General features: G+C 68.4%; 17 protein-coding genes and 2 pseudogenes. 10 read left to right on the top strand and 9 right to left on the bottom strand.

The window, feature by feature from the left end:
• Positions 1-221, top strand: a pseudogene (locus tag EEJ42_RS10665) (IS5/IS1182 family transposase); the annotation flags it as partial.
• A 118-nt stretch (positions 222-339) separates the two neighbouring features.
• On the top strand, positions 340-1,431 hold the full coding sequence (locus EEJ42_RS10670; RefSeq protein ID WP_123099717.1) for an integrase core domain-containing protein: 1,092 nt from the start codon (positions 340-342) through the stop codon (positions 1,429-1,431).
• Between the two features lie 81 nt (positions 1,432-1,512).
• Here the strand turns inward: EEJ42_RS10670 and EEJ42_RS10675 are convergent, their stop codons facing one another.
• From EEJ42_RS10675 to EEJ42_RS10690, 4 genes are all read right to left on the bottom strand, one after another.
• Positions 1,513-2,328, bottom strand: a complete 816-nt coding sequence (locus EEJ42_RS10675) for an oxidoreductase (RefSeq protein WP_221179352.1) — start codon at positions 2,326-2,328, stop codon at positions 1,513-1,515.
• A 338-nt stretch (positions 2,329-2,666) separates the two neighbouring features.
• Positions 2,667-3,236, bottom strand: coding sequence for a TetR/AcrR family transcriptional regulator (locus EEJ42_RS10680; protein ID WP_123099719.1), 570 nt, complete (start codon positions 3,234-3,236; stop codon positions 2,667-2,669).
• A 110-nt stretch (positions 3,237-3,346) separates the two neighbouring features.
• The gene (locus EEJ42_RS10685; RefSeq protein ID WP_123099720.1) at positions 3,347-4,645 is read right to left on the bottom strand and encodes an SNG1 family protein; all 1,299 of its coding nucleotides are present in this window, start codon (positions 4,643-4,645) and stop codon (positions 3,347-3,349) included.
• 155 nt (positions 4,646-4,800) lie between these two features.
• Positions 4,801-5,904, bottom strand: coding sequence for a 4Fe-4S binding protein (locus EEJ42_RS10690; RefSeq protein WP_123099721.1), 1,104 nt, complete (start codon positions 5,902-5,904; stop codon positions 4,801-4,803).
• Positions 5,905-6,131: 227 nt separating this feature from the next.
• On the opposite strand from EEJ42_RS10690, the gene EEJ42_RS54190 reads away from it, so the two are divergent.
• Positions 6,132-6,734 carry an integrase core domain-containing protein gene (locus tag EEJ42_RS54190; protein WP_342778273.1) on the top strand — a complete coding sequence of 201 codons (603 nt, stop codon included), beginning with the start codon at positions 6,132-6,134 and terminating at the stop codon, positions 6,732-6,734.
• A gap of 153 nt (positions 6,735-6,887) precedes the next feature.
• On the opposite strand, the gene EEJ42_RS10710 is transcribed toward EEJ42_RS54190, so the two are convergent.
• Entirely contained in the window at positions 6,888-7,529 is a 642-nt protein-coding gene (locus EEJ42_RS10710; RefSeq protein WP_123099722.1) for a TetR/AcrR family transcriptional regulator, read from the bottom strand.
• A 152-nt stretch (positions 7,530-7,681) separates the two neighbouring features.
• Here EEJ42_RS10710 and EEJ42_RS10715 point away from each other — a divergent pair, with 152 nt between their 5' ends.
• From EEJ42_RS10715 to EEJ42_RS10735, 5 genes are all read left to right on the top strand, one after another.
• Positions 7,682-8,593 carry an SDR family oxidoreductase gene (locus tag EEJ42_RS10715; RefSeq protein ID WP_123099723.1) on the top strand — a complete coding sequence of 304 codons (912 nt, stop codon included), beginning with the start codon at positions 7,682-7,684 and terminating at the stop codon, positions 8,591-8,593.
• A gap of 4 nt (positions 8,594-8,597) precedes the next feature.
• Entirely contained in the window at positions 8,598-9,731 is a 1,134-nt protein-coding gene (locus tag EEJ42_RS10720) for an MBL fold metallo-hydrolase (protein ID WP_123099724.1), read from the top strand.
• The gene (locus tag EEJ42_RS10725) at positions 9,728-10,651 is read left to right on the top strand and encodes an alpha/beta fold hydrolase (RefSeq protein WP_123099725.1); all 924 of its coding nucleotides are present in this window, start codon (positions 9,728-9,730) and stop codon (positions 10,649-10,651) included. The genes EEJ42_RS10720 and EEJ42_RS10725 overlap by 4 nt, the downstream gene beginning before the upstream one ends.
• A gap of 71 nt (positions 10,652-10,722) precedes the next feature.
• Positions 10,723-11,634, top strand: coding sequence for a metal-dependent hydrolase (locus EEJ42_RS10730; protein WP_123099726.1), 912 nt, complete (start codon positions 10,723-10,725; stop codon positions 11,632-11,634).
• 23 nt (positions 11,635-11,657) lie between these two features.
• Positions 11,658-12,758: a PDR/VanB family oxidoreductase gene (locus tag EEJ42_RS10735; protein ID WP_123099727.1), complete on the top strand. Its 1,101-nt coding sequence runs from the start codon at positions 11,658-11,660 to the stop codon at positions 12,756-12,758.
• A gap of 542 nt (positions 12,759-13,300) precedes the next feature.
• Here the strand turns inward: EEJ42_RS10735 and EEJ42_RS10740 are convergent.
• The 3 genes from EEJ42_RS10740 to EEJ42_RS10750 all read right to left on the bottom strand — a co-directional run bounded on the left by EEJ42_RS10740 (position 13,301) and on the right by EEJ42_RS10750 (position 15,735).
• The gene (locus EEJ42_RS10740; protein ID WP_123099728.1) at positions 13,301-13,744 is read right to left on the bottom strand and encodes a hypothetical protein; all 444 of its coding nucleotides are present in this window, start codon (positions 13,742-13,744) and stop codon (positions 13,301-13,303) included.
• A 766-nt stretch (positions 13,745-14,510) separates the two neighbouring features.
• Positions 14,511-15,002, bottom strand: a complete 492-nt coding sequence (locus EEJ42_RS10745) for a DUF6114 domain-containing protein (RefSeq protein ID WP_184503028.1) — start codon at positions 15,000-15,002, stop codon at positions 14,511-14,513.
• 118 nt (positions 15,003-15,120) lie between these two features.
• Positions 15,121-15,735 carry a DUF6230 family protein gene (locus EEJ42_RS10750; RefSeq protein WP_123099729.1) on the bottom strand — a complete coding sequence of 205 codons (615 nt, stop codon included), beginning with the start codon at positions 15,733-15,735 and terminating at the stop codon, positions 15,121-15,123.
• A 245-nt stretch (positions 15,736-15,980) separates the two neighbouring features.
• Here EEJ42_RS10750 and EEJ42_RS10755 point away from each other — a divergent pair, with 245 nt between their 5' ends.
• A complete protein-coding gene (locus EEJ42_RS10755; RefSeq protein ID WP_123099730.1) occupies positions 15,981-16,685 on the top strand; it encodes a MerR family transcriptional regulator in 705 nt (234 codons plus the stop codon).
• A gap of 414 nt (positions 16,686-17,099) precedes the next feature.
• Positions 17,100-18,241 (top strand): annotated as a pseudogene (locus tag EEJ42_RS10760) (integrase core domain-containing protein).
• Positions 18,242-18,255: 14 nt separating this feature from the next.
• On the opposite strand, the gene EEJ42_RS10765 reads toward EEJ42_RS10760, so the two are convergent.
• Positions 18,256-19,590, bottom strand: a complete 1,335-nt coding sequence (locus EEJ42_RS10765; RefSeq protein ID WP_246096337.1) for a carboxylesterase/lipase family protein — start codon at positions 19,588-19,590, stop codon at positions 18,256-18,258.
• Between the last annotated feature and the right edge of the window lie 42 nt (positions 19,591-19,632).

The following is a 19,632-nucleotide window of genomic DNA, read 5'->3' on the forward strand; positions in this document are numbered from 1 at the left end:
GCCCAGGCCGACGCCGATGAGGACCTGACCTGGGCCGTCTCGGTGGACTCCACGATTGTGCGGGCTCACCAGCACGCGGCCGGGGCCCGCAAAAAGGGGCCCCGGCCGGCGAGCCGCCCGACCACGCCATCGGCCGGTCGCGCGGCGGACTGACCACGAAGATCCACCTCGCAGCGGATGCCCGGTGCCGGCCCCTCGCGTTCGTGCTCACTGCCGGACAGTGCGGGTGCCGGTAATTCATCCACGCAGGTGACAGCTTGTTCAGAGGTCTTCGACTTTGGCCGACGCTCGTCCCAGCGTCTTCACTTGTGCAAGGCGCCGGCGGCATCATGATCTGTCGTGCTGCTGCGTCTGGCCTACCTCGCCGCGACCAACGCCCTGGCGTTCCTACGCCTCCTGCCGATGAGCAACAGAGACAAAGACATCGAGATCCTGGTGCTCCGGCACCAACTGCTGGTCCTGCAGCGTCAGGTCGGCAAGCCTGCCTTCAGTGACAGTGATCGCGCTGTCCTCGCCGGCCTTCTGCACCACCTGCCCAAAGACAGACTGCGGCACCTTCTACTGCTGGTCCGCCCCGAGACGGTCTTGCGCTGGCATCGGGAGCTGCTCAGGCGGCGCCATGCCGCGACCTGCGTACCCAAGCGACGCGGACGCCCCCGCACCATCCGCTCGATCCGCGCCCTCGTCCTGCGCCTGGCCAGGGAAAATGCCGCGTGGGGATATCGCCGGATCCACGGCGAACTCGCAGCACTGGGGATCAAGGTCGCCGCCTCCACCGTCTGGGAGATCCTCCGCGAGCACGGCATCCCACCCGCGCCCGAACGGCAGAGCACCACCTGGGCCGGCTTCCTCCGCGGCCAGGCCGAGGCCCTTCTCGCCTGCGACCTCTTCGAAGTCCGCACGCTGACCGGAGCGCGCCTGTACGTCTTCGCCGTCATCGAGCACACCACCCGTCGCATCAGAATTCTGGGCGCCAACGCACATCCGACCGGCGACTGGATCGTGCAGCTCGGACGCAACCTCCTCATGGACCTCGAAGATGCGGGCAGCAGAGCACGGTTCCTGATCCACGACCGAGACTCGAAGTTCACAACCGCCTTCGACGCCCTGATGGCCGATGCCGGACTGAAAGTCGTCACCACCGGCATTCGGATACCCCGGATGAACTCCCTCATCGAGCGCTGGATAAAGACCTGCCGCACCGAACTCCTGGACCGGACCCTGACCTGGAACCAGAGCCACCTCCTCCACGCACTACGCGAGTACGAATCCTTCTACAACGGACACCGCCCGCACAGAACCCTGAGAAACGCCGCCCCATGCCGCCCACTACCCACCCCCATCACCCAACAAGCCCAGCTCACCCACCTGGAAATCCACAGACGAGACCGGCTCGGCGGAACGCTCCACCAGTACCAGCACGCCGCCTGAGCTGCGCAGATGATTTATCGGCACCCGCAATCTGCGCCGGGACATCCGACCCTTGCGGGTGTGCTGGGGTGCGGGCAGGTGTCAGCCGGCCAGCTGGTTGAGCTTGCGGATCTGCTTGTCGAAGACCCCGGCAGGAGCGATGCGGCGCAGTGTGCTTGCGCGTCCGGCCGTGGGACCGGCGGTGTAGCGCAGCTTCGGCTTCGGGTCGGTCGCTGCCGCGACGATCACCTTGGCGACGATGCCGGGATCATCGCCGTCCTTGATCGCTGTTTCCATCATGCGGTCGAAGGCTCTCCGCTGGTCCGCGTAGACCGGCAGGGGCGTGTCGGGCCGCGGACTGTTGGCCTCGAATCCGGTGCTGGTGTAGGCGGGTTCGACGAGAAGAGCCCGGACACCGTGCTCGCGGATCTCGTGGTCCAGGGACTCGGAGTACCCCTCGATCGCATGCTTGGACGCGGCGTAGACGGCCATGTAAGGCGAGGGGAGGAAGCCGAGCACGGAAGAGAGGTTGATGATGCGTCCGCGTCCCCGTGCACGCATGTGCGGCAGGACTGCCTTCACCATACGCATCACCCCGAAGACGTTGACGTCGAAGACGCCCTGGGCCTGCGCGACGGAGTTCTCCTCGGCCGCACCCATCAATCCCATACCGGCGTTGTTCACCAGGACATCGATCCGCCCGAACCGGTCGATCACCTGCTGGACCACGGCGGTGACCGACGCGTCACTGGCCACGTCGAGGTCGAGGAAGGTCACGCCGTCAAGGGGGGCGGCGCGCGAGGTATCGCGGCTTGTGCCGACCACGTCGAAACCCGCTTCGACCAGCGCGAGCGCGGCCGCCTTCCCGATGCCGGATGACGCACCCGTCACGAGTGCCACCGGCCGATGTGTCGTCATCATGGACTCCCGGAACCATTGAAAACCGATCGGTTTCTCCAACCGTAAACCGATCGGTTTCCATGCGCAAGCCCAAGACGCGGCCGATCCCGGGCCGCATCGCCGACCACAGATGGAAGGGCCGCGAGCAGCCCTCCCTCCAACGCGCATGCCTACGCCCCGGGATACGCCATCGCGGCAACCGCCGAGATACAGGGCGATCCACACCGGCACGGCCCCTCGGGCCGCCTCCCGACCCCCGGGAGGCATGAAGCCGTGGGAGTTGCTCCGGCCGCCGCCGGACGGGCATCTACTCGCGGAGCACATCAGTCACCGAGCCTGTCGAAGCGTCGATGCGGTCAGCGCATGTCTGCCGCATCGAGCAGGGTGACCACAGTGGGCGCGATGAGCCCCGTGAGGTTGTCGGCCCCGATCCCCGCACGGGCGCTGGCGCCGTCGAAGACCAGGCTGAGCTGCCGGGCCAGCAGGTCCGGATCGCTCGCGCCACCCTCTTCGGCCTCGGCACGGAAAAAGGCTGTGAGGTTTCCCTTGATCCGGTGCGCCACCTGGCTCGCAGGGTGGCTCTGATCCTTGAGCTCGATCTGCACCGCCAAGTACCGACAGCCTCGGAACTCGGGAGCACCCGCCTGCGATTCCACGTTCTCGAAGACCCGCAGGATCCGATCGCGGGGTGAGCTGCCATCGTCCGCCGCGGGCAAGAGCTTCGCCACGAAGGCGGAGGCGCGCTCCTCCAGGCTCGCCGCCAGCAGTTCGTCCTTGCTGTCGAATAGCTGGTACAGGGAGCGCTTCGACACCCCCGCCGCCTTGCACAGCGCCTCGACACCGATGCCGACACCGTCTCGGTAGGTGAGCGTGGCCGCCGCCTCCAGCAGCCGCTCTCGGGAACTTGACTTCACCTCGGTGGTCATACTGGGAGGGTAACTCGATTTCATCGAATTAAAAACCGATCGGTTTCCAAGGTGTGTCGGGGCGATGTCCTGCGCCACGAACAGCCGAACCCGCCCGGGGCGACGTTCCGCTACACCGGGACGGCGGTCCCATCAGGCTTCGTCTCGGCGGGGATACGGTGCAGCCCCTTGCGGTCGTACCAGCCCGTCACACCGAAGCCGAACAGCACGGCCACCACGAGACCGGCGGCCATCATCACCCATCCTCGGGCCAGGCCGGCGTCGGCCTGGGCGTCGTAGTAGAGGATCGAGCGGATACCGCCGGTGATCTGCCGCAGTGGCTCGAACTCCGCGAGGAAGCGGTAGAAGCCGGGCAGCGCCTCGATGGGAGTGGTGGCACCGGCCGTCGGCACCGCCATCCCGATGAAGACGAGCGTGACCACTAGCATGCCGGGCGTGCCGAACACGGCAAGGAGGGCGAGCGCACCGATCCCGGAGACCGCGATGGTACACACCGAGTACAGCCACAGCAGCGGCAGATGGGAGGCGTCCATGCCCATGATGCCGACCGCGCCGACCATGACCAGGCTGCCCATCAGCAGCGACAGAGCGATCATGAGCGTGCTGCTGATGGCCAGGGTCTGCGCCCTGGTCGCCCGGATCAGTGGGCGGTGCAGGCGCAGTGGGCCCATGTCGTTGTGGGTGTAGCCGAGGGCGTGGTCCGCCTGGCCGCTGATGACATTGGCGGAGAGCATGCCGCAGACCACGAGGACGAGCGCGTAGTAGAACGCGGTCAGGCCCAGGCCGCTGTGCGGGTCGAGCGGATGGCCGTCCTTGACCGTGACGGCGGCCGGGTCGGCCAGCAGGACGCGTGCCGCGACGGGCAGCTTCGCCTGCTCGGCCACAGTCTGCGCGGTCAGTTCCTTGCCCACCTGGAGCGAGGCGCTTTCGGCCGCCTGCGTCGTCGCCGTCCGGGCCAGGCTGGAGCCCATGCTGCCGGCGGACTGGTTGGTCAGCACCGTCAGCGTCGGGCGAACCGGGCTCTTGGTGCCTGCGGTGCTGGCCAGTGCGGTGACGGAGGAGGTGAAGTTGTCGGGCACGACGAGCGCGCCGTACAGCCTGCCCTCGCCGATCTCCTCCTTCACCTCCTTCTCGTCCATCACCCTCCAGTCGATCTTGCCCCCGCCCGCAGTGGACTTCTTGATCGACTCGGCGATCCGCGCTCCCAGATCGACCTGCTTGCCGCCGAAAGTGGCCCCCGCGTCGGCGTTGACCAGACCGACGGGCAGCTTCTTCATGTGATCGGCCGGATCGATGTTGGCGCCGACGTAGAACACAGTGAACAGCAGCGCGAGGACGCCCGTGATGACGCCGTTGACGATCCACAGCTGCTTGACTCGCAGGACGCGGAAGGGGTGCATTCCATTCATGACTTACTCCGGTCTGGACAACACGGCTACACCGGGAGGAGACCGGACTGCGTCCTTGCAGGCCCACGCCTCTCGGAAGGCTCGTACCCTCGGCGCACGCGAACGCCGCAGAACGCCGGAGCGACCGAGTACGGGCGTGGGTGCGGTGCACCGGGTCAGGAGGATGAGGGGCGTTTCGCCGGGGGCTGCCACCCGCCGGTGACTTCCTTGACGGGCTTGTGCGGGAAGCGGCGCTGGGCGTATTCCTGCGCGTGTGAGCCCGGCAGGACGTAGAGGGTTTCCCTCTTGTCCTGGAGCGGTCGCAGCACGGTGCCCATGAAGGTCTTGCGGTCCTCCAGGTACGGGCCCAGGACGTCCTCGCCGCCGGGGCAGACGGCCATGCAGTAGCCGGACTTGTAGCCAGGCGGAGAGGCCAGGCTCTGCCACATGGAGGCACCCTCGGAATCGGTGACCCGGGAGCGGTAGTCGGCGGCGTCCTGGCTGTCGGCCACGGTCTGCGCCCAGTCGGTGAACCCGCTCATGAACTCGCGGTAGTTGTGCGTGGTGCAGGCGAGGAAGTCGAAGTCTCCGTCCTTGCTGATGGCGCCGACCGGACAGGAGGCGACGCACAACTTGCAGTCGATGCAGGGGTTGTAGTCCAGCGCCTGCCCGTACTCACTCACCTGGGCGTCCACCAGGACGGTGGCCAGCAGTATGAAGTTGCCGAACTTGGGGTGGATGACGTTGCGGTGCAGACCCATCACGCCGAGCCCCGCGGCCACCGCGACCGTCTTGTGCGCCACCACCCAGATCCGCTCATTGGGGAAGCGGTCCATCTCCTGGGGGAAGCCAACCGACGGATTGAGCGCGCGGTAGCCGGCGTCCTGCAGTGCTTGGGTGACACTGCGAGCGGCGTGGTTGGCCTGCTCGTCGGTCTGGTGGAACTCCTGGTTGGCCACACTGCGGGCCGGGGAGCGGCAGTTGTCGCGGTTCATCCGGACCACCATCGCGATCAGGGTGCGCGTGCCGGGCAACGCGGCCAGCGCGTGCTCCCGCTCGCCGACAAGGTCGGGGTGGTCCAAGCTGACCGCGGCCGCGTCGTCCGCACCGGCCGCCAGGCAGAGTTCGCGCAGCCAGGCCGCGTCGATCACCGCCGGCGGGTTTGCCTCCCCACCGGCCCTGCGCCGGGCGAGTACGGCCTGCACCGACGGGTGCGCGGCCAGCTTCGCCGGAAGCTCCGGCTCCGGCCTTTGCCGATCGGCGTCGCGCGCGGTAGTCATCCGATCTCCTGGTGAGTCTGGTTTTCACACTCGCCCCCACGGCGAGAAACCGATCAGTTTCCACCACCGTAAACCGATCAGTTTCGGCACGCAAGCCCAAGCGGCGGACAGTTCCCGACCACACCGCGACGCCCCCAAGCGCCGATGCCACGGCGCGCGTGAACCTACAGTTCTGGACACGCTGGACATCCAGAGCTGCGGGAACGACAGCACGGCAGTCCCCACGCATGAACGCGCACTGCGAAAGGCTCACCGGGACGCTCCGACGCAAGGTCCTCGATCATCTGCTGATCTTGAACGAAGCCCACGCTCGACGGGTGCTCGACACATACGCCTGCCACTACAACAACCATCGCCCGCACGAAGCCCGACAGCAGCGGCCTCCCCTCGACGACGATCAGGCAGTACCGAGAACCAACGTGATAGAGCTCGCGGAGGGCGCGTTGGGAGACCTCGGTGCTGGCGGTGAAGCGCTCGGTCTCGTAGTCGTTGGCGACGTAATACTTGGGGGTGGCGGCGACGCCGTGGTCCTGCAGGCCGCGTACGAAGGCGGCGGCAAGGTCGGCGGTGAGGACGGGGCCCTCGCTGAACGCCTCGAAGTGGCGGCCCCCGAGCGGGGAGCGGTGGAGGTTGCCGGAGAACACGAGCTGCCAGGAGTCAGCCGAACTTCCACCACGGTGAGCTCGATGGCCTCGGCTGTCCCTGAAGGGCGTCTCGAGGCCGTCTTCGCCGACAACGGCACAGCCGTCATACCGGCTCCGCCACAAAGCCCGCGGTCAAACGCGTTCGCCGAACGGTGGATGCGCACAACCCGCGCCGACAGTCGATAGCCGGCAGGTGCGCCGCACCTGCGTTCATTGTGCAACGGTTCTCGCCAGCCTGCCTGATCGAAACAGGGCCGCCGAGTGCGCCGGGCCGTTGAACAGGGGTCGTGGGCTGCCGTCCGGCGCAGCAAGCTCCTGAAGGAATCCGGGCCTGCGTGATCAGGGCTGATCGCTGATGGTTCGGCAGGCCGCGATGAACAGCGTGTAGCACAGGTCGATCAGTTCTTCGACGGTGGCGTTCTGGTGGCCGAGCGTCCAGTCCACGAGGAGTTCGTTGACTCCGCCGACCAGGCTCATCGCGGTCATGGCGAGCCGGCTGGAGGAGGCTTCCGGGCCAGGGTGCGGTCCGACGACGGTGGCGACCAGTGCGGCGAATTCGTGCAGGACCTCACGGCGGCGCACTTCGAGGCGGGGGCTGGCGCCCACGACCTCGATGAGCACCAGGCGGGCCTTGCGGGCGTCGCCGGCCAGTGTGCGGATGAAGACCTCGAGGCCGGCGCGCAGCTGGGCGTCGACATCGGGGGCGGCAGCGGCTGCGGCCTGCGCGGTTTCGGCTGTGATCGTAGCGATCAACTCGTTGTAGACCCCGGCGAGAAGGTCTTCGCGGTCGCGGAACGACTCGTAGAAGTAGCGCTCGGTCAGTCCGGCATGCGAGCACACCTGCTTGACGGAGACCGAGGCGTATCGGGCCGTGCCGAACAGGTCGAGGCCCGCCTGGATGAGGCGGGTGCGGCGCTCCTGCTGTCGTTGCGCCGCATCGCGTCCGCCGTAACGCCGCCCGGTGGTCTGTGTGCCGGCCATGCCTTCCCTTCGCAGAGGTGTTGACACCGGTGTGCTCTGAACTGACACTCTAGCTTGTCAGTTCATCTGACACGGCATCGTGTCAGACACGCGTGGGGGCCGCTTGCCGCTCAGCGTTCCGCTCATGCTCAGGGCAAGGAAGGGGCTCGACCGTGGCAGCACCGCCCAGGAACCCGTACACGTTCAGCCGAAGAGACCGCGACAGGCTCCCCCGCACAGAACCGCTGACCGGCCGAGTGATCGCGGTCACCGGGGCGGGCCGCGGAATCGGGCGTGCCGTCGCAACCCGGCTCGCCGCAGCCGGAGCCGCCGTGGCGATCGGCGATCTCGACGCGGAGCTTGCCATGGAGACGGCTGATGCCATCGGCGCGCATCCCGGTGGACGGCTGCTCGGGCTGTCTCTCGACGTCACCGACACACATTCCTTCGAAGACTTCCTGCGCACCGTTGAGACCCAGCTGGGGCCGATCGACGTACTGATCAACAACGCCGGAATCATGTGGGTGGGCCCGTTCGAGGAGGAGCCGGAGGAAGCCGCCCTGCGCCAGTTCGACGTCAACGTCCACGGCGTACTGCGTGGGATGAAACTCGTGATCCCGGGGATGCGGAAACGCGGTCGCGGCCACGTGGTCAACATCGCCTCCGCCGCCAGCAAGGTCGCCCCGGCCGGCGAAGCGACCTACGCGGCGACGAAGCACGCCATCCACGGCTACAGCACAGCCGTCCGCGCCGAACTGCGCGGCACTGGCGTGCACGTGTCCTTGGTGATGCCCGGCGTCGTGGACACCGAGCTGGCCGTGGGCACCGCGACCGGCCCCGCTCTACGCCTGACGACAGATCAGGTAGCCGACGCGGTGCTCGACGTCGTGCTGCGCCCTCGGTTCGAGGTCTTCATTCCACGCCAGATAGCCGCCCTGACCCGGTTGGCCGCGCTGCTGCCAGGCCGTGCCCGCGACGCCCTGCATCACCTCCTTGTCCCCGACCAACTCGCCGCCCTGTCCAACCGGGCGGTCCGCGCGGCCTACGAGCAGCGCACCCGGACCGCTCGCCATCCCGAAAGATGAGCCCGTGACCACCACGCCCAAGCCGACGCCCAGCGCGAAAGCCCAGGACGCCGCCGCTCCGCGTCCCATCCCCGAATTAGAAGGTGTCCACGACGTATGGCCCCGCGGTGACCGGCTGCGCGCCGTGCGCCGCGCCGCGACCACCTACCGTGAGCGGTTCGTCCAGCAGGGCCGCATCCACGCCGTCCGCAGTTTCGACATCGCCGCCGCCCCGTACCCGACCCGTTTCGGCTTCCACGGTGCCGCGCTCGCCGTCAACCCATTCGTGAGCATTGTCAACCGGATGCTCGTCGTGCAATTCGACGGCTTCGACGGTGAGCTGAAAACACTGGTGTGGGAGCCGACCGTCGCCGCCGGAACGGCTCAAGCACCGTTCTACGCCCAGCTCAAGCGTCTGGCGGGGGACTTTCTCACCGACCACGTCTTCGCCCGCTACTACCAGGACCCGAACACCGTCCTGCCCTCCTGCGGTCTGCGACCCGAGGACGTGGACTTCGTCAGCTTCGACCACCTGCACGTCCAGGACGTGCGCATGATCATGGGAAGTACCAGCACCATTCCCGGCGAACGGGCGCCCCGCGAAGCGCTGTTCCCGCGCGCCCGGTTGTTGGTGCACCGCAGGGAGCTGGGCACCTTCGAATCGACGCATCCGATGCAGTGGGCCTGGTACGTCGACGGAGGCATGGACGGGGTACCGGGCGAGCGCATCACCGCCTTCGACGGCGATGTCGAACTCGGTGTCGGCGTCAGCCTGCTGTGGACCCCCGGCCATACGGACGGCAACCACTCCCTGGTGCTGAACACCCCCGACGGGGTGTGGGTCTCCTCCGAGAACGGCATCTCGGCCGACAACTGGCAGCCCGAGCTCTCCCGCATCCCCGGGGTGCGCCGCCACGCCGCGTTCTACGGCCGTGAGGTGGTGCCCAACGCCAACACCCTGGAGGACTCTCTCGACCAGTACGACTCCATGGTCAAGGAGAAGACCCTCGCCGGCCCCAGCCGGCGCGATCCGCGCTGGCTGCAGATCCTGCCCTCCTCGGAGCTGGCCCCCTTCAAGCGGCAGTGGCCGGTGCTGCCCAGCTTCACCCACGGCGGTCTGAACTACGGCGAACTGACCCCTGCCGGTGGTGGCCGATGACCGGCCCGGCCGCCCGCCGGATCGCTGCGGACGGCGTGGAGTTGGCCGCCTACCAATGGGGAGCGTCCACGACTCCTCCGGTGGTGCTGGTCCACGGCTATCCGGACACCAGCGCCGTGTGGCGCCCGGTCGCCGAGCGCCTGGCCGACCGCTTCCACGTCACCGCCTTCGACGTGCGGGGAGCCGGTGCCTCCCACCGGCCCAGGGGTCTGCGCGCCTACCGGATGTCCCGCCTGGAAGCCGACCTGGAGGCGGTTCTCGACGCCGTAAGCCCCGGCCGCCCGGTGCACCTGGTCGGACACGACTGGGGATCGATCCACTCCTGGGAGTCGGTCACCGGCACCCGGCTGGCCGGGCGGATCGCCTCGTTCACCTCCATCTCCGGACCCAGCCTGGACCACGTCGGCCACTTGATCCGTGCCCGCCTCCGGCCGCGGCATCCGGATCTGCCGAAGATGCTGCGGCAGGCCGCACGGTCCTGGTACATCGCCTACTTCCATCTTCCGCTCCTGCCCGCCCTGACCTGGAGAGCACTGGGACACCGCTGGCGCGCCTTCCTCACCGGCTCCCAAGGCGTGCCCGGGCACACCCCCTACCCCGCGCCGACGCTGGCCCGCGACGCCGTGTCCGGCACCGCGCTGTACCGCGCCAACATGCTGCCCCGCCTGCTGCATCCCCGAAACCGGCCGACCACCGTCCCGATTCAGCTCATCATCCCCACCCGCGACTTCTGCGTCACCCCGGTGCTGTCGTACGGAGTGGAGCACTGGACGCGCCAGATACAACGGCGCCCGATCAACGCCGGGCACTGGGTACAGCTCAGCCACCCCGAGGAGATCGCGTCCCGGATCGCGGAATTCGCCCACCGCGTCGAAGACGGCTCCCGCCGCAGTCCGGACCACACCGCGCACCCGATCTGACAGACCAGCAGTACTGGACGACTGCCTGACCGCCCCTTCGCACACACCGATCGCTGAAGAAGGAACCTGTCATGTTCCGAGCCGCGCATGCCCACCTGGAACGTCCGTCCGAGCCCATCGACCACCACGACCTGGTGCTGCAACCCCGGGACGTCACCTTCGACTGGGGCACCACCCCGCTGCACTGGCTGCCGGGTGAGCCCTTCGCGACCCACACCTTCGATGTGCTCCACCTCATGCTCCCCGAGCTCGAACGCTGGTTCGTGCGCACCTTCGAGCAGACACTGCCGCTGATCACCGATGACCGGCTGCGCGAGGACGTACGCGGCTTCATCGGCCAGGAAGCGATGCACGCCGAGGCGCACCAGGAGGTCCTGGAGCACCTGCTCACCAAGGGGCTGGACCCGGCTCCGTACACCCTGCAGTCTGAATGGATCTTCCGAAGGGTGCTCGGAGACCGGCCGGAGCTGACGCCGGCCGCCACACACGCGCACCTCCTCCAACGGCTCGCCCTCATAGCAGCCTTCGAGCACTTCACCGCGTATATGGGTCACTGGATTCTCAACAACGGGCACCTGGACCAGGCCGGCGCGGACCCCACGATGCTCGATCTGTTCCGCTGGCACGGCGCGGAGGAGGTCGAACACCGTTCGGTCGCGTTCGACCTGCTGGTGCACCTCGATCCCCGGTACCGGCGTCGCGTGGTCGGCATGCTCGTCACCGCTCCGGTGCTGACCCGGCTGTGGATCCGCGGAGTCCGCTTCCTGATGAGCGCTGACCCCGAACTCGACGATCGGGTCAAGGTCCGCTTCCGCGACTACCTGGCCGCGGCCCGCAAGGACCTGTTGCCCAGGCCAGGCGCGTTCGCCCGCTCGGTGCTGCGCTACTTCCGCCCCGGCTACCACCCGACCCAGGAGGGCTCGACTCAGCAGGCGGTCGCCTACCTGGCGGCGTCCCCTGCTGCCCGAGCGGCTGCCCGATGACCCAGCAACCAGTGAGGCATCCCATGGACATCAGCACACCCGTCACTCGGCCGCCGGACCTGTACGGCAGGCCGCGCGGCGACTCCTTCATGCAGAAGCTGGCGGCTTTCAGCGACAACGCGGTCAGGGGCCTCGCGCGGCGCAGCACTCCTCCTGGGCGCCCGTCGGCCACCGAGGTGCCCGTGATCCGGGAACTGGTGGTCGCCGCCAAGCGCCAAGAGGCCGAGGATGTCGTCTCCCTGCGGCTGGCAGCACCCGACGGGGGAATACTCCCGCCCTGGCAGCCCGGCGCCCACATCGGACTGCACCTGCCCTCCGGCCGCAAGCGGCAGTACTCTCTGTGCGGCGACCCTGCCGACCGGTACCGGTACCGCATCGCGGTGCGCCGCATCGCCAACGGCGGAGGCGGTTCGGCCGAGGTACACGACGCCCTCGGAGACGGTATGCGGGTCGCCATCACCGGGCCCCGGAACGCCTTCCCCTTCGCCGCCGAAGCGTTCATCCTGCTCATCGCGGGCGGCATCGGAATCACCCCGCTCCTGCCCATGGCTCGGGAAGCCGCCCGGCGCGGGCTGGACTGGAGGCTCGTGCACACCGGCCGCAGCCGCGGCTCGATGCCCTTCGCGGCAGAGCTGGCCGAACTCGCAGCCGCAGCCCCCGGCCGGGTCTCCATCCGTCCTGACGACGAGTCCGGCGTGCCCGAAGCAGCCGATCTATTGAGCTTGAGCCCGGCGGCGGGTGCGGTGTACTGCTGCGGGCCCGCGCCCATGATCGACGGCATTCGGCGCGCGTTAGGTGGTAGCCGCGCGCCGGCCCTGCACTTCGAGCGTTTCGCCCCGGCCCCGATCACGGACGGCCGTCCCTTCGAACTTCAGCTGGGCGACGCCGGACGGGTTCTGCCAGTGCCGAACGACCGCTCCGCCCTGGATGTTCTCCACGAGGCCCTACCGGACCTGCCGTTCTCCTGCCGCCAGGGGTTTTGCGGCACCTGCCGGCTACGGGTGGCCCATGGCCGTGTCGATCATCGTGACGGCCGGCTCACGGCCACCGAACGTGCGGCCGGCGCCATGCTGCCCTGCGTCTCACGTGCACCGGAAGGAGAGCGGCTGGTGCTGGAGGTGTGACGAAGGCCGAGCGCCCGTAGAGCGTGGCCGTCGCCGCGAGGAACCTCAGCGGCAGGGTTGATACCCGACCCAGGCGCGACGCACTGCCTGGACGGTGAGACGGTCTATCTGGGACACCGGCCGGATCCAGCGGCAAGTCGAGCCACCAGCCGGTCACCGGGCGCAGCGCGAACGGTTGACGGGACATCACTTGGCTGATCCTCACCCCAATCTCCGACGCTTCCCGCGCCGGTGTAACGGATGGCACCGTGGCCGAAGTGGCGCGTCCCGCACCCGGCACTCGTGTCGGGTGCCTCGCTGCATGGCCTGGTGCCCTGCGCCCCGCCCCTGGAGCACGCCTCGCGCATGAAAGACAGCCCCGTCGGCCGGGACCGAGCACATCGCCGCCGCATCCGCCGCCAGTGCCGTGACCCGCCCCCGACGAACAGACCATGGCCGCGGTTTCGCTGCTGCACCAGCAGACCACCGTGCGCGCGACACAGCCCCGCGGCCAGGTGTCGTCATCCATGACCACGACCAGCCACAGCCGCCTGCGGCCGGCTTCAGTGAGGCGTTCCGTACCCGTGGATCCCCGGGATGGCGAGTTTTCCGCCTGTCTGTCCGGCCTGGTCGATGTCGGCGTCGTGCAGGCCGAGTTGGAGCTTGAGACCGAGTTTGCCGATCGTGTCGTAGAGCCACTCCGGGACGGTGTCCGGGGTGAGGTGCAGGCGGAGGACGGGTGGTGCGGGAAGGTTTTCGACGCTGGAGACGGTGCCTGTCAGGCTTTCGACGTACATGGTGATGCCGTCGCCCCGGAGGGTGGACGTGGAACCGGGCGCTCCATCGATGTGCTGGATTTGCGGGCCGGCGGATACCGCCATCTTCAGGTCACGGATCGTGACAGCCGCCGCGGAGAACTTGAGTACCCGCTTCGGTCCGTCGGCCGTGTTCACGGTCACCACGCCGTGGAAGACGAGGTCGTGCAGTTCGAGGCGGCTCCCCTTCATGTTCCATGGCTCGGCGGAGAACCGGCCGGCCTGATGGTCCTCGGGGGCCTTGAGGTCACTGATGTCGCAGGTGCGAGCGGTTCCTCGGGTGGGCTCCGGTCGGGGCGACGGATGGGCGGTCCGGTGGCTGGGAGCAGGTGATGCGGGCGTCGTGGACAGCCGTAGCCCGGACGATGCTGTGGCCTCTGGCCTCGAAGTGGCCGAGCTTGGTGAGGGGATCACGTGGAGTGACGGGCTTGCGTCAGGCGACGGGCTTTGCTGCTCGGCGTCGTCGCGGAAGAGGGGACCGAGGATGTCCGCCAGGCTCGTTGTGCCGGAGGTTGCGCTGGGAGAAGGGGTGGGAGTGACGGCCAGTGCTGGGGGCGGGCCCGCTCCCTCGTCGTCCGGGTGCTCCGGCGGCCTGACGGGCTCCCCGCTCGGGTGAGCGCTGGACGTGCGGGGATCAGCGGACGGGGTGGGGCTTGCGGGAGTCTCCGTCGCAGAGGCTGATGTGCCCTCGGGACGGGCACAGTCGACACCGTGGTTTCCAGGTCCGCCCGGCCCCTCTTCGGAAACGGAGAGCGCCGCGGTGGCGCTCGTGTCGGCGGACTCGGGAAGGCGTTGACTGCCCAGGATGAGGGCGGTCGGCAGCGCGGTCAGCGCGAGAGCCCTCCCGACCGGCAGACGCAGGCGTGTCAGCGCGGACGTACGGGGGATGGCGTGCCGGCCTCTCGGCGGTCGAGCGAAGCGGGGTTCTGCGGCCTCGCCGTGGGTGTCGGGCGACTGGTCACTCACTCCCCTGTCCTCCCTCTCGGCTGACAGCGGCTGACGGCCCCTCAGCGCCGTCGGGTGTGTCCTCCGGATGCACGGCCCCGTCCACCGGGCCCCATGCCAGAGCCAGGAGTCCGCCCGCCGCCGCGAGCAGCGTGCCGACGAAGAATCCGCCGAAATTGGAAATGGGAAGCGACAGCACGCCGAGGAACACCGCGACGCAGCCCGCGAAGAACCTGATGATCGGCTGGAACCAGAGGAGTCCGCCAAGGACGATCAAAGTCAGGCCGATGACCAGGGATCCGGCCCCCGCGGTGGTGGACATCGCCACGGACAAGGCGCCCAGGGAAAGATTGAAATAGGGGAAGTAGATGATGGGCGCAGCGGCAAGGAGCACCAGCAGACCCGCCCAGAAGGGGCGGGTGCGCCGCCAGGCCCGGAAGTCCTGGCGAGCGCGGGCGAGGCCGCTGTCACTGTGGGGATGTGCGGGTGCGCCGGCACTCGTCATGTGGCAGCTCCCAAGTCGTAAGTGGGTGAGGGTGTCCGCGAGGACGGTGGGGCACTGCCGCCCCCTGGTCAGTCGCCGGTCGCTTCCGCGCGCGGGAGGCGAAGGGGCGGGATCGAGGTCAGAAGCAGTCGTGGCGGCCGGCCGCGATGTCCATGTGCAGGCCCGCCAGTTCGAACGTTCCCGCAGTCGTGGCCCAGACCGTCTGGTGGGCATCGATGATCTCGACCGCGTCCGCCTGCTGGGCGTAGCCGTTGGGATCGACGTGGTCCTTCGGGTTGACCTGACCCTTCGTCATCGAACCGGTGGCGACGCCGATGTCGACGTTATTGAAGGTGCCGCGCTTGGCCTGGAGGTCGGTCATGTCGATGTACAGGTCCTTGGCCTTGACCGGCGTACCCGACCCGCCGGCCTTGAGCGACATCGTGTAGGTCCCGAGGACGGGAATGTCCACCGGGACGGACTGGCACATGTCGGTGACCTTCGCGTTCTTGATGGACGAGACGGAGACGGGCACGTGCTTGCCGTTCTTGGCGACGTCCACCGTGGCGTAGTTGCCGAATCCGGTGCCGCTCAGCTTGCCTGCCGAGACCTGGAAGGCGGAACCGGAGATGCTGAACGAAGCGGCCAGGGCGCCCTGGGCCATGGAGACGGCGACCGCCGCCGTGGCTGCCACGGTCGGCACCGCACCGATGGCGAAGCGCTTCCAGTGGGTCTTGCCGATTCGCTGGGACATTGTGTGGTTCTCCGTTGTCGACGCGTACGAGACGACCGGACCCAGAACTGACTGGCCCGGGCCCGGGGCAGGGAAGAACGACGGCTGGGTGTGGCCGTGGTGATGCAGGCGGCTCCCGCGAAGCGGGCACACCGAAGGAGCACTCGATAGTGTTACTACCGAGTACTCGATAGTGGCACTATCGATCCCACGGGGCAACCCCCGGTAACGCGATACTGGTGGGACAGTTGAGCGTGAGGGAGCGCATGAGGATTTCAGAGCTCAGTCGCCGGTCCGGGGTGCCTGCGGCGACCATCAAGTACTACCGACGGGAGGGGCTGCTTCCCGAGGGCCGCGCACTGAACCCGACGGCGGTCGAGTACGGCGAGGAGCACATCCAGCGGCTCCGTCTGATCCGTTCTCTCATCCAGCTCGGCGGACTCTCCGTCGCGCGTACCCGTGAAGTGCTCGATGCAGTCGACCGTCCACTGGATGCGTTCGAGACCCTGGGCGTCGTCCACCATGCACTGCCCGTGCCCTCCGCCGACAAGAACGCGAAGGGCATCAAGGACGACGACGGGCCGGACGGCGCTGTTGACGAAGCGGTGTCGGGCGAAGGAGCCGCAGCGAGCGTCGACGCTCTCATCGAGACCATGGGCTGGCGAATCTCCGATGCATCGCCGCACCGCCCGGCACTCGCCGAGAGTCTCGCGGCGCTGAGCCGACTCGGCAGCGCCTACACAGCCGACGACCTCATCCCCTACGCACGGCTCGCCACATCCACCGCGGACCTGGACTTCGCACAGCTCGACGGGATCGAGGACCGCATCGCCCTCGCCGAGCGAGCGGTGGTCCTCACCGCGCTGTTCGAGCCGGTCGTCAGGCTTCTGCGGCGACTGGCCCAGGAGGACGCGAACCACCGTCGCCATCATCGCCGTGCGTGCGTGCGGGGTGAGCATCCGGCGGAGTGACCCCTCGGCGGAGCGGCCGAGATACGGCAGGGCACCGCAGGTACCCCGCTTACGCCGCGAAGACGCAACGGAGGCCGAAGTGCCTCGGGGGAAGGCACTTCGGCCCCTCAGGGGGTCAGCCCGCGGCAACGGGGACCTGTGGGTGCCGGGAATTATGTCACCCGGGCCGTGCGGGTGCCGATACATCATCCGCGCAGGTCGGGAGCCTGTTCACGGATCTTCGGCTCTCCTTGAGATTCGCCCCAAGTGCCTTCACCCGCAAGGGCTGGGGCGGTCGTGTTGCTGCGCCTGGCCTTGCGGGTGCCGATACATCATCTACGCAGGTCGGGAGTCTGATCACGGATCTCCGATTCTCCTCGACGTTCGCCCCGGGGTCTTCACCAGCGCAGGGCCCGGGCGGCATCATGATCTGTCGTGCTGCTGCGTCTGGCCTACCTCGCCGCGACCAACGCCCTGGCGTTCCTACGCCTCCTGCCGATGAGCGACAGGGAGAAGGACGTCGAGATCCTGGTACTCCGGCACCAACTGCTCGTNGACAGGGAGAAGGACGTCGAGATCCTGGTACTCCGGCACCAACTGCTCGTCCTGCACGCCGGGTCAGCAAGCCGACCTTCACCGACACAGACCGCGCCATCCTCGCCGGCCTGCTCCACCACCTCCCCAAAGACAGACTGCGCCACCTACTGCTCCTGGTCCGCCCCGACACGGTCCTGCGCTGGCATCGCAACCTGCTCAAGCAGGGCCATGCCGCAACCTGCGTACCCCGACGACGCGGACGCCCACGCACCATCCGATCGATCCGCGCCCTGGTCCTGCGCCTGGCCAAGGAAAACGCCTCGTGGGGGTATCGCCGGATCCACGGCGAACTCGCAGCACTGGGTATCAAGATCGCCGCCTCCACCGTCTGGGAAATCCTCCGCCAGCACGGCATCCCACCCGCACCCGAACGCCAGAGCACCACCTGGGCAGACTTCCTCCGCAGCCAGGCCAAAGCTCTACTCGCTTGCGACCTCTTCGAAGTCCGCACGCTGACCGGGGCGCGCCTGTACGTCTTCGCCGTCATCGAGCACACCACCCGTCGCATCCGGATCCTCAGCGCCACCGCACACCCCACCGCGGACTGGATCGTCCAGCTCGGACGCAACCTCCTCATGGACCTCGAAGACGCAGACAGCAAGGCGAAGTTCCTCATCCGCGACCGCGACTCGAAGTTCACAGCCGCCTTCGACGCCCTGATGACCGATGCCGGCGTGAAGATCGTCACCACCGGCATTCGCATACCGCGGATGAACTCGCTCATGGAGCGCTGGATACAAACCTGCCGCACTGAACTTTTGGACCGGACCCTGATCTGGAACCAGAGCCACCTCCTGCACACCCTGCGCGAGTACGAGACCTTCTACAACGAACACCGCCCGCACAGGGCCCTCGCACAAGCCGCCCCATGCCGCCCACTACCCGCACCCATCACCCAACAAGCCCAACTCACCCACCTGGAAGTCAGGCGACGAGACCGACTCAGCGGAGTCCTCCACCAGTACCAGCACGCCGCCTGAGCTGCGCGGATGATTTATCGGCACCCGCAGAGTTCCGCGGCGTGGCCGGCCCCCCAGACGTAGCCGGGGATCTGCGTCAGGCCAGGGCCGGTCCGGTGGTCGAACTCGTACGCATAGGTGGGGGTGTACCGCTCAAGGGTACGGGCGAGCGAGCGGAGCCCGCACCCGCCGATCCCCGCGACACTCCCCGAGTCGGTCATGATCGCGCCGATGAGGTACGCCGTGGTGTACCGGTCGGACGTATCGGGCCAGGGGTAACGGGCGAGGACCTCGTCGGCGCGGGCGCCGGCGAGGTTCTGGACGAAGGCGAGGTAGGCCTCCTTGCCCGCGCCTATGTAGCCCGCGGCGAAGGTGCGGCCCTCGTCACGGTTGGCACCGACGACCACGGGCACGCGGGTGAACCTCCCGCTGTCCAGCGCCTCGCCTACTCCGGTCGGGAACGTCGGAGTTCCGTCCACGAAGCCGGCCGAGAAGGTCCGGCTCGCGTCGAGGAGGGTACCCGCCGAAGCCGACCGCAGACAGCCGAGGACGGCCGCCTGAGCCGTGCCGTCGCAGCCCGCCTGCCGAGCGAACGCCGTCCCGGCGGCCTCCGCCCGGGCCTGCGGCCCGCTGCGACAGGAGCCGCTCTGGATCATGGCGCGGGCGAACAGCCCGCGCGAGCCGGGCGACACGAGATGACCGCAGAGGGACCAGCCGCCCGCGGACTCGCCGTCGATGGTGACCTCACCGGGGTTACCGCCGAAGGCGGCTATGTTGCGCTGCACCCAGCGCAGCGCGGCCTGCTGGTCCATGAACCCGTAGTTGCCGGACTCGCCGCCCTCCTCGGTGAGGGCGGGCAGACCGAGGAAGCCGAAGGCGCCGAGTCGGTAGTTGAGCGAGACGCCGATGACACCCGTCTCCTTGACGAGCTTCGACTCGTCGTTCTGCGAGCCGCTGCCGTTGGTCAGGCCACCTCCGTGGATGAAGACGTGCACCGGAAGACGGGCGCCGGCCCGCACGCCCGACGGCCGCCACACGTTGACGTCGAGGCAGTCCTCGGTCTCGCTGCGTGGTCCGTTGCCGCTGGGCAGGACGGGGCAGGGATTGCCGAAGTCGGCCGCCTCCCGGACGCCGGTCCACCGCGCCGCGGGCCGCGGCGGCTTCCAACGCAGGGAGCCGGTGGGCGCCGCCGCGTAGGGGATGCCGAGGAACCTCTCGACGCCCTTCGAGGTGGCGCCGCGCACGGCGCCCTTGTCGGTGGCCACAGCGGTCGGCGCCTTCGCGGACGCCGTCGCGGGCAGCAGCCCGACGACGGCGAGGGACATGACCAACGCGCCGCCCAGGGCAGTACGGATTCTGCTGGCAGTCATGGATGGGAACCTCTCTGGCCGGGTGCCGGCCGCACGGTGCGG

The organism is Streptomyces botrytidirepellens (genome assembly GCF_003721215.1).
Lineage (GTDB): Bacteria > Actinomycetota > Actinomycetes > Streptomycetales > Streptomycetaceae > Streptomyces > Streptomyces himastatinicus.

What these genes read in the sequence shown, in the direction of transcription:
- EEJ42_RS54190 (WP_342778273.1), top strand. Translation starts at nt 6,132, where the DNA reads ATGAACGCGCACTGCGAAAGGCTCACCGGGACGCTCCGACGCAAGGTC.
- EEJ42_RS10730 (WP_123099726.1), top strand. Translation starts at nt 10,723, where the DNA reads ATGTTCCGAGCCGCGCATGCCCACCTGGAACGTCCGTCCGAGCCCATC.
- EEJ42_RS10740 (WP_123099728.1), bottom strand. Translation starts at nt 13,744, where the DNA reads ATGAAGGGGAGCCGCCTCGAACTGCACGACCTCGTCTTCCACGGCGTG.
- EEJ42_RS10725 (WP_123099725.1), top strand. Translation starts at nt 9,728, where the DNA reads ATGACCGGCCCGGCCGCCCGCCGGATCGCTGCGGACGGCGTGGAGTTG.
- EEJ42_RS10735 (WP_123099727.1), top strand. Translation starts at nt 11,658, where the DNA reads ATGGACATCAGCACACCCGTCACTCGGCCGCCGGACCTGTACGGCAGG.
- EEJ42_RS10710 (WP_123099722.1), bottom strand. Translation starts at nt 7,529, where the DNA reads ATGGCCGGCACACAGACCACCGGGCGGCGTTACGGCGGACGCGATGCG.
- EEJ42_RS10690 (WP_123099721.1), bottom strand. Translation starts at nt 5,904, where the DNA reads ATGACTACCGCGCGCGACGCCGATCGGCAAAGGCCGGAGCCGGAGCTT.
- EEJ42_RS10755 (WP_123099730.1), top strand. Translation starts at nt 15,981, where the DNA reads ATGAGGATTTCAGAGCTCAGTCGCCGGTCCGGGGTGCCTGCGGCGACC.
- EEJ42_RS10685 (WP_123099720.1), bottom strand. Translation starts at nt 4,645, where the DNA reads ATGAATGGAATGCACCCCTTCCGCGTCCTGCGAGTCAAGCAGCTGTGG.
- EEJ42_RS10745 (WP_184503028.1), bottom strand. Translation starts at nt 15,002, where the DNA reads ATGACGAGTGCCGGCGCACCCGCACATCCCCACAGTGACAGCGGCCTC.
- EEJ42_RS10675 (WP_221179352.1), bottom strand. Translation starts at nt 2,328, where the DNA reads ATGACGACACATCGGCCGGTGGCACTCGTGACGGGTGCGTCATCCGGC.
- EEJ42_RS10765 (WP_246096337.1), bottom strand. Translation starts at nt 19,590, where the DNA reads ATGACTGCCAGCAGAATCCGTACTGCCCTGGGCGGCGCGTTGGTCATG.
- EEJ42_RS10680 (WP_123099719.1), bottom strand. Translation starts at nt 3,236, where the DNA reads ATGACCACCGAGGTGAAGTCAAGTTCCCGAGAGCGGCTGCTGGAGGCG.
- EEJ42_RS10750 (WP_123099729.1), bottom strand. Translation starts at nt 15,735, where the DNA reads ATGTCCCAGCGAATCGGCAAGACCCACTGGAAGCGCTTCGCCATCGGT.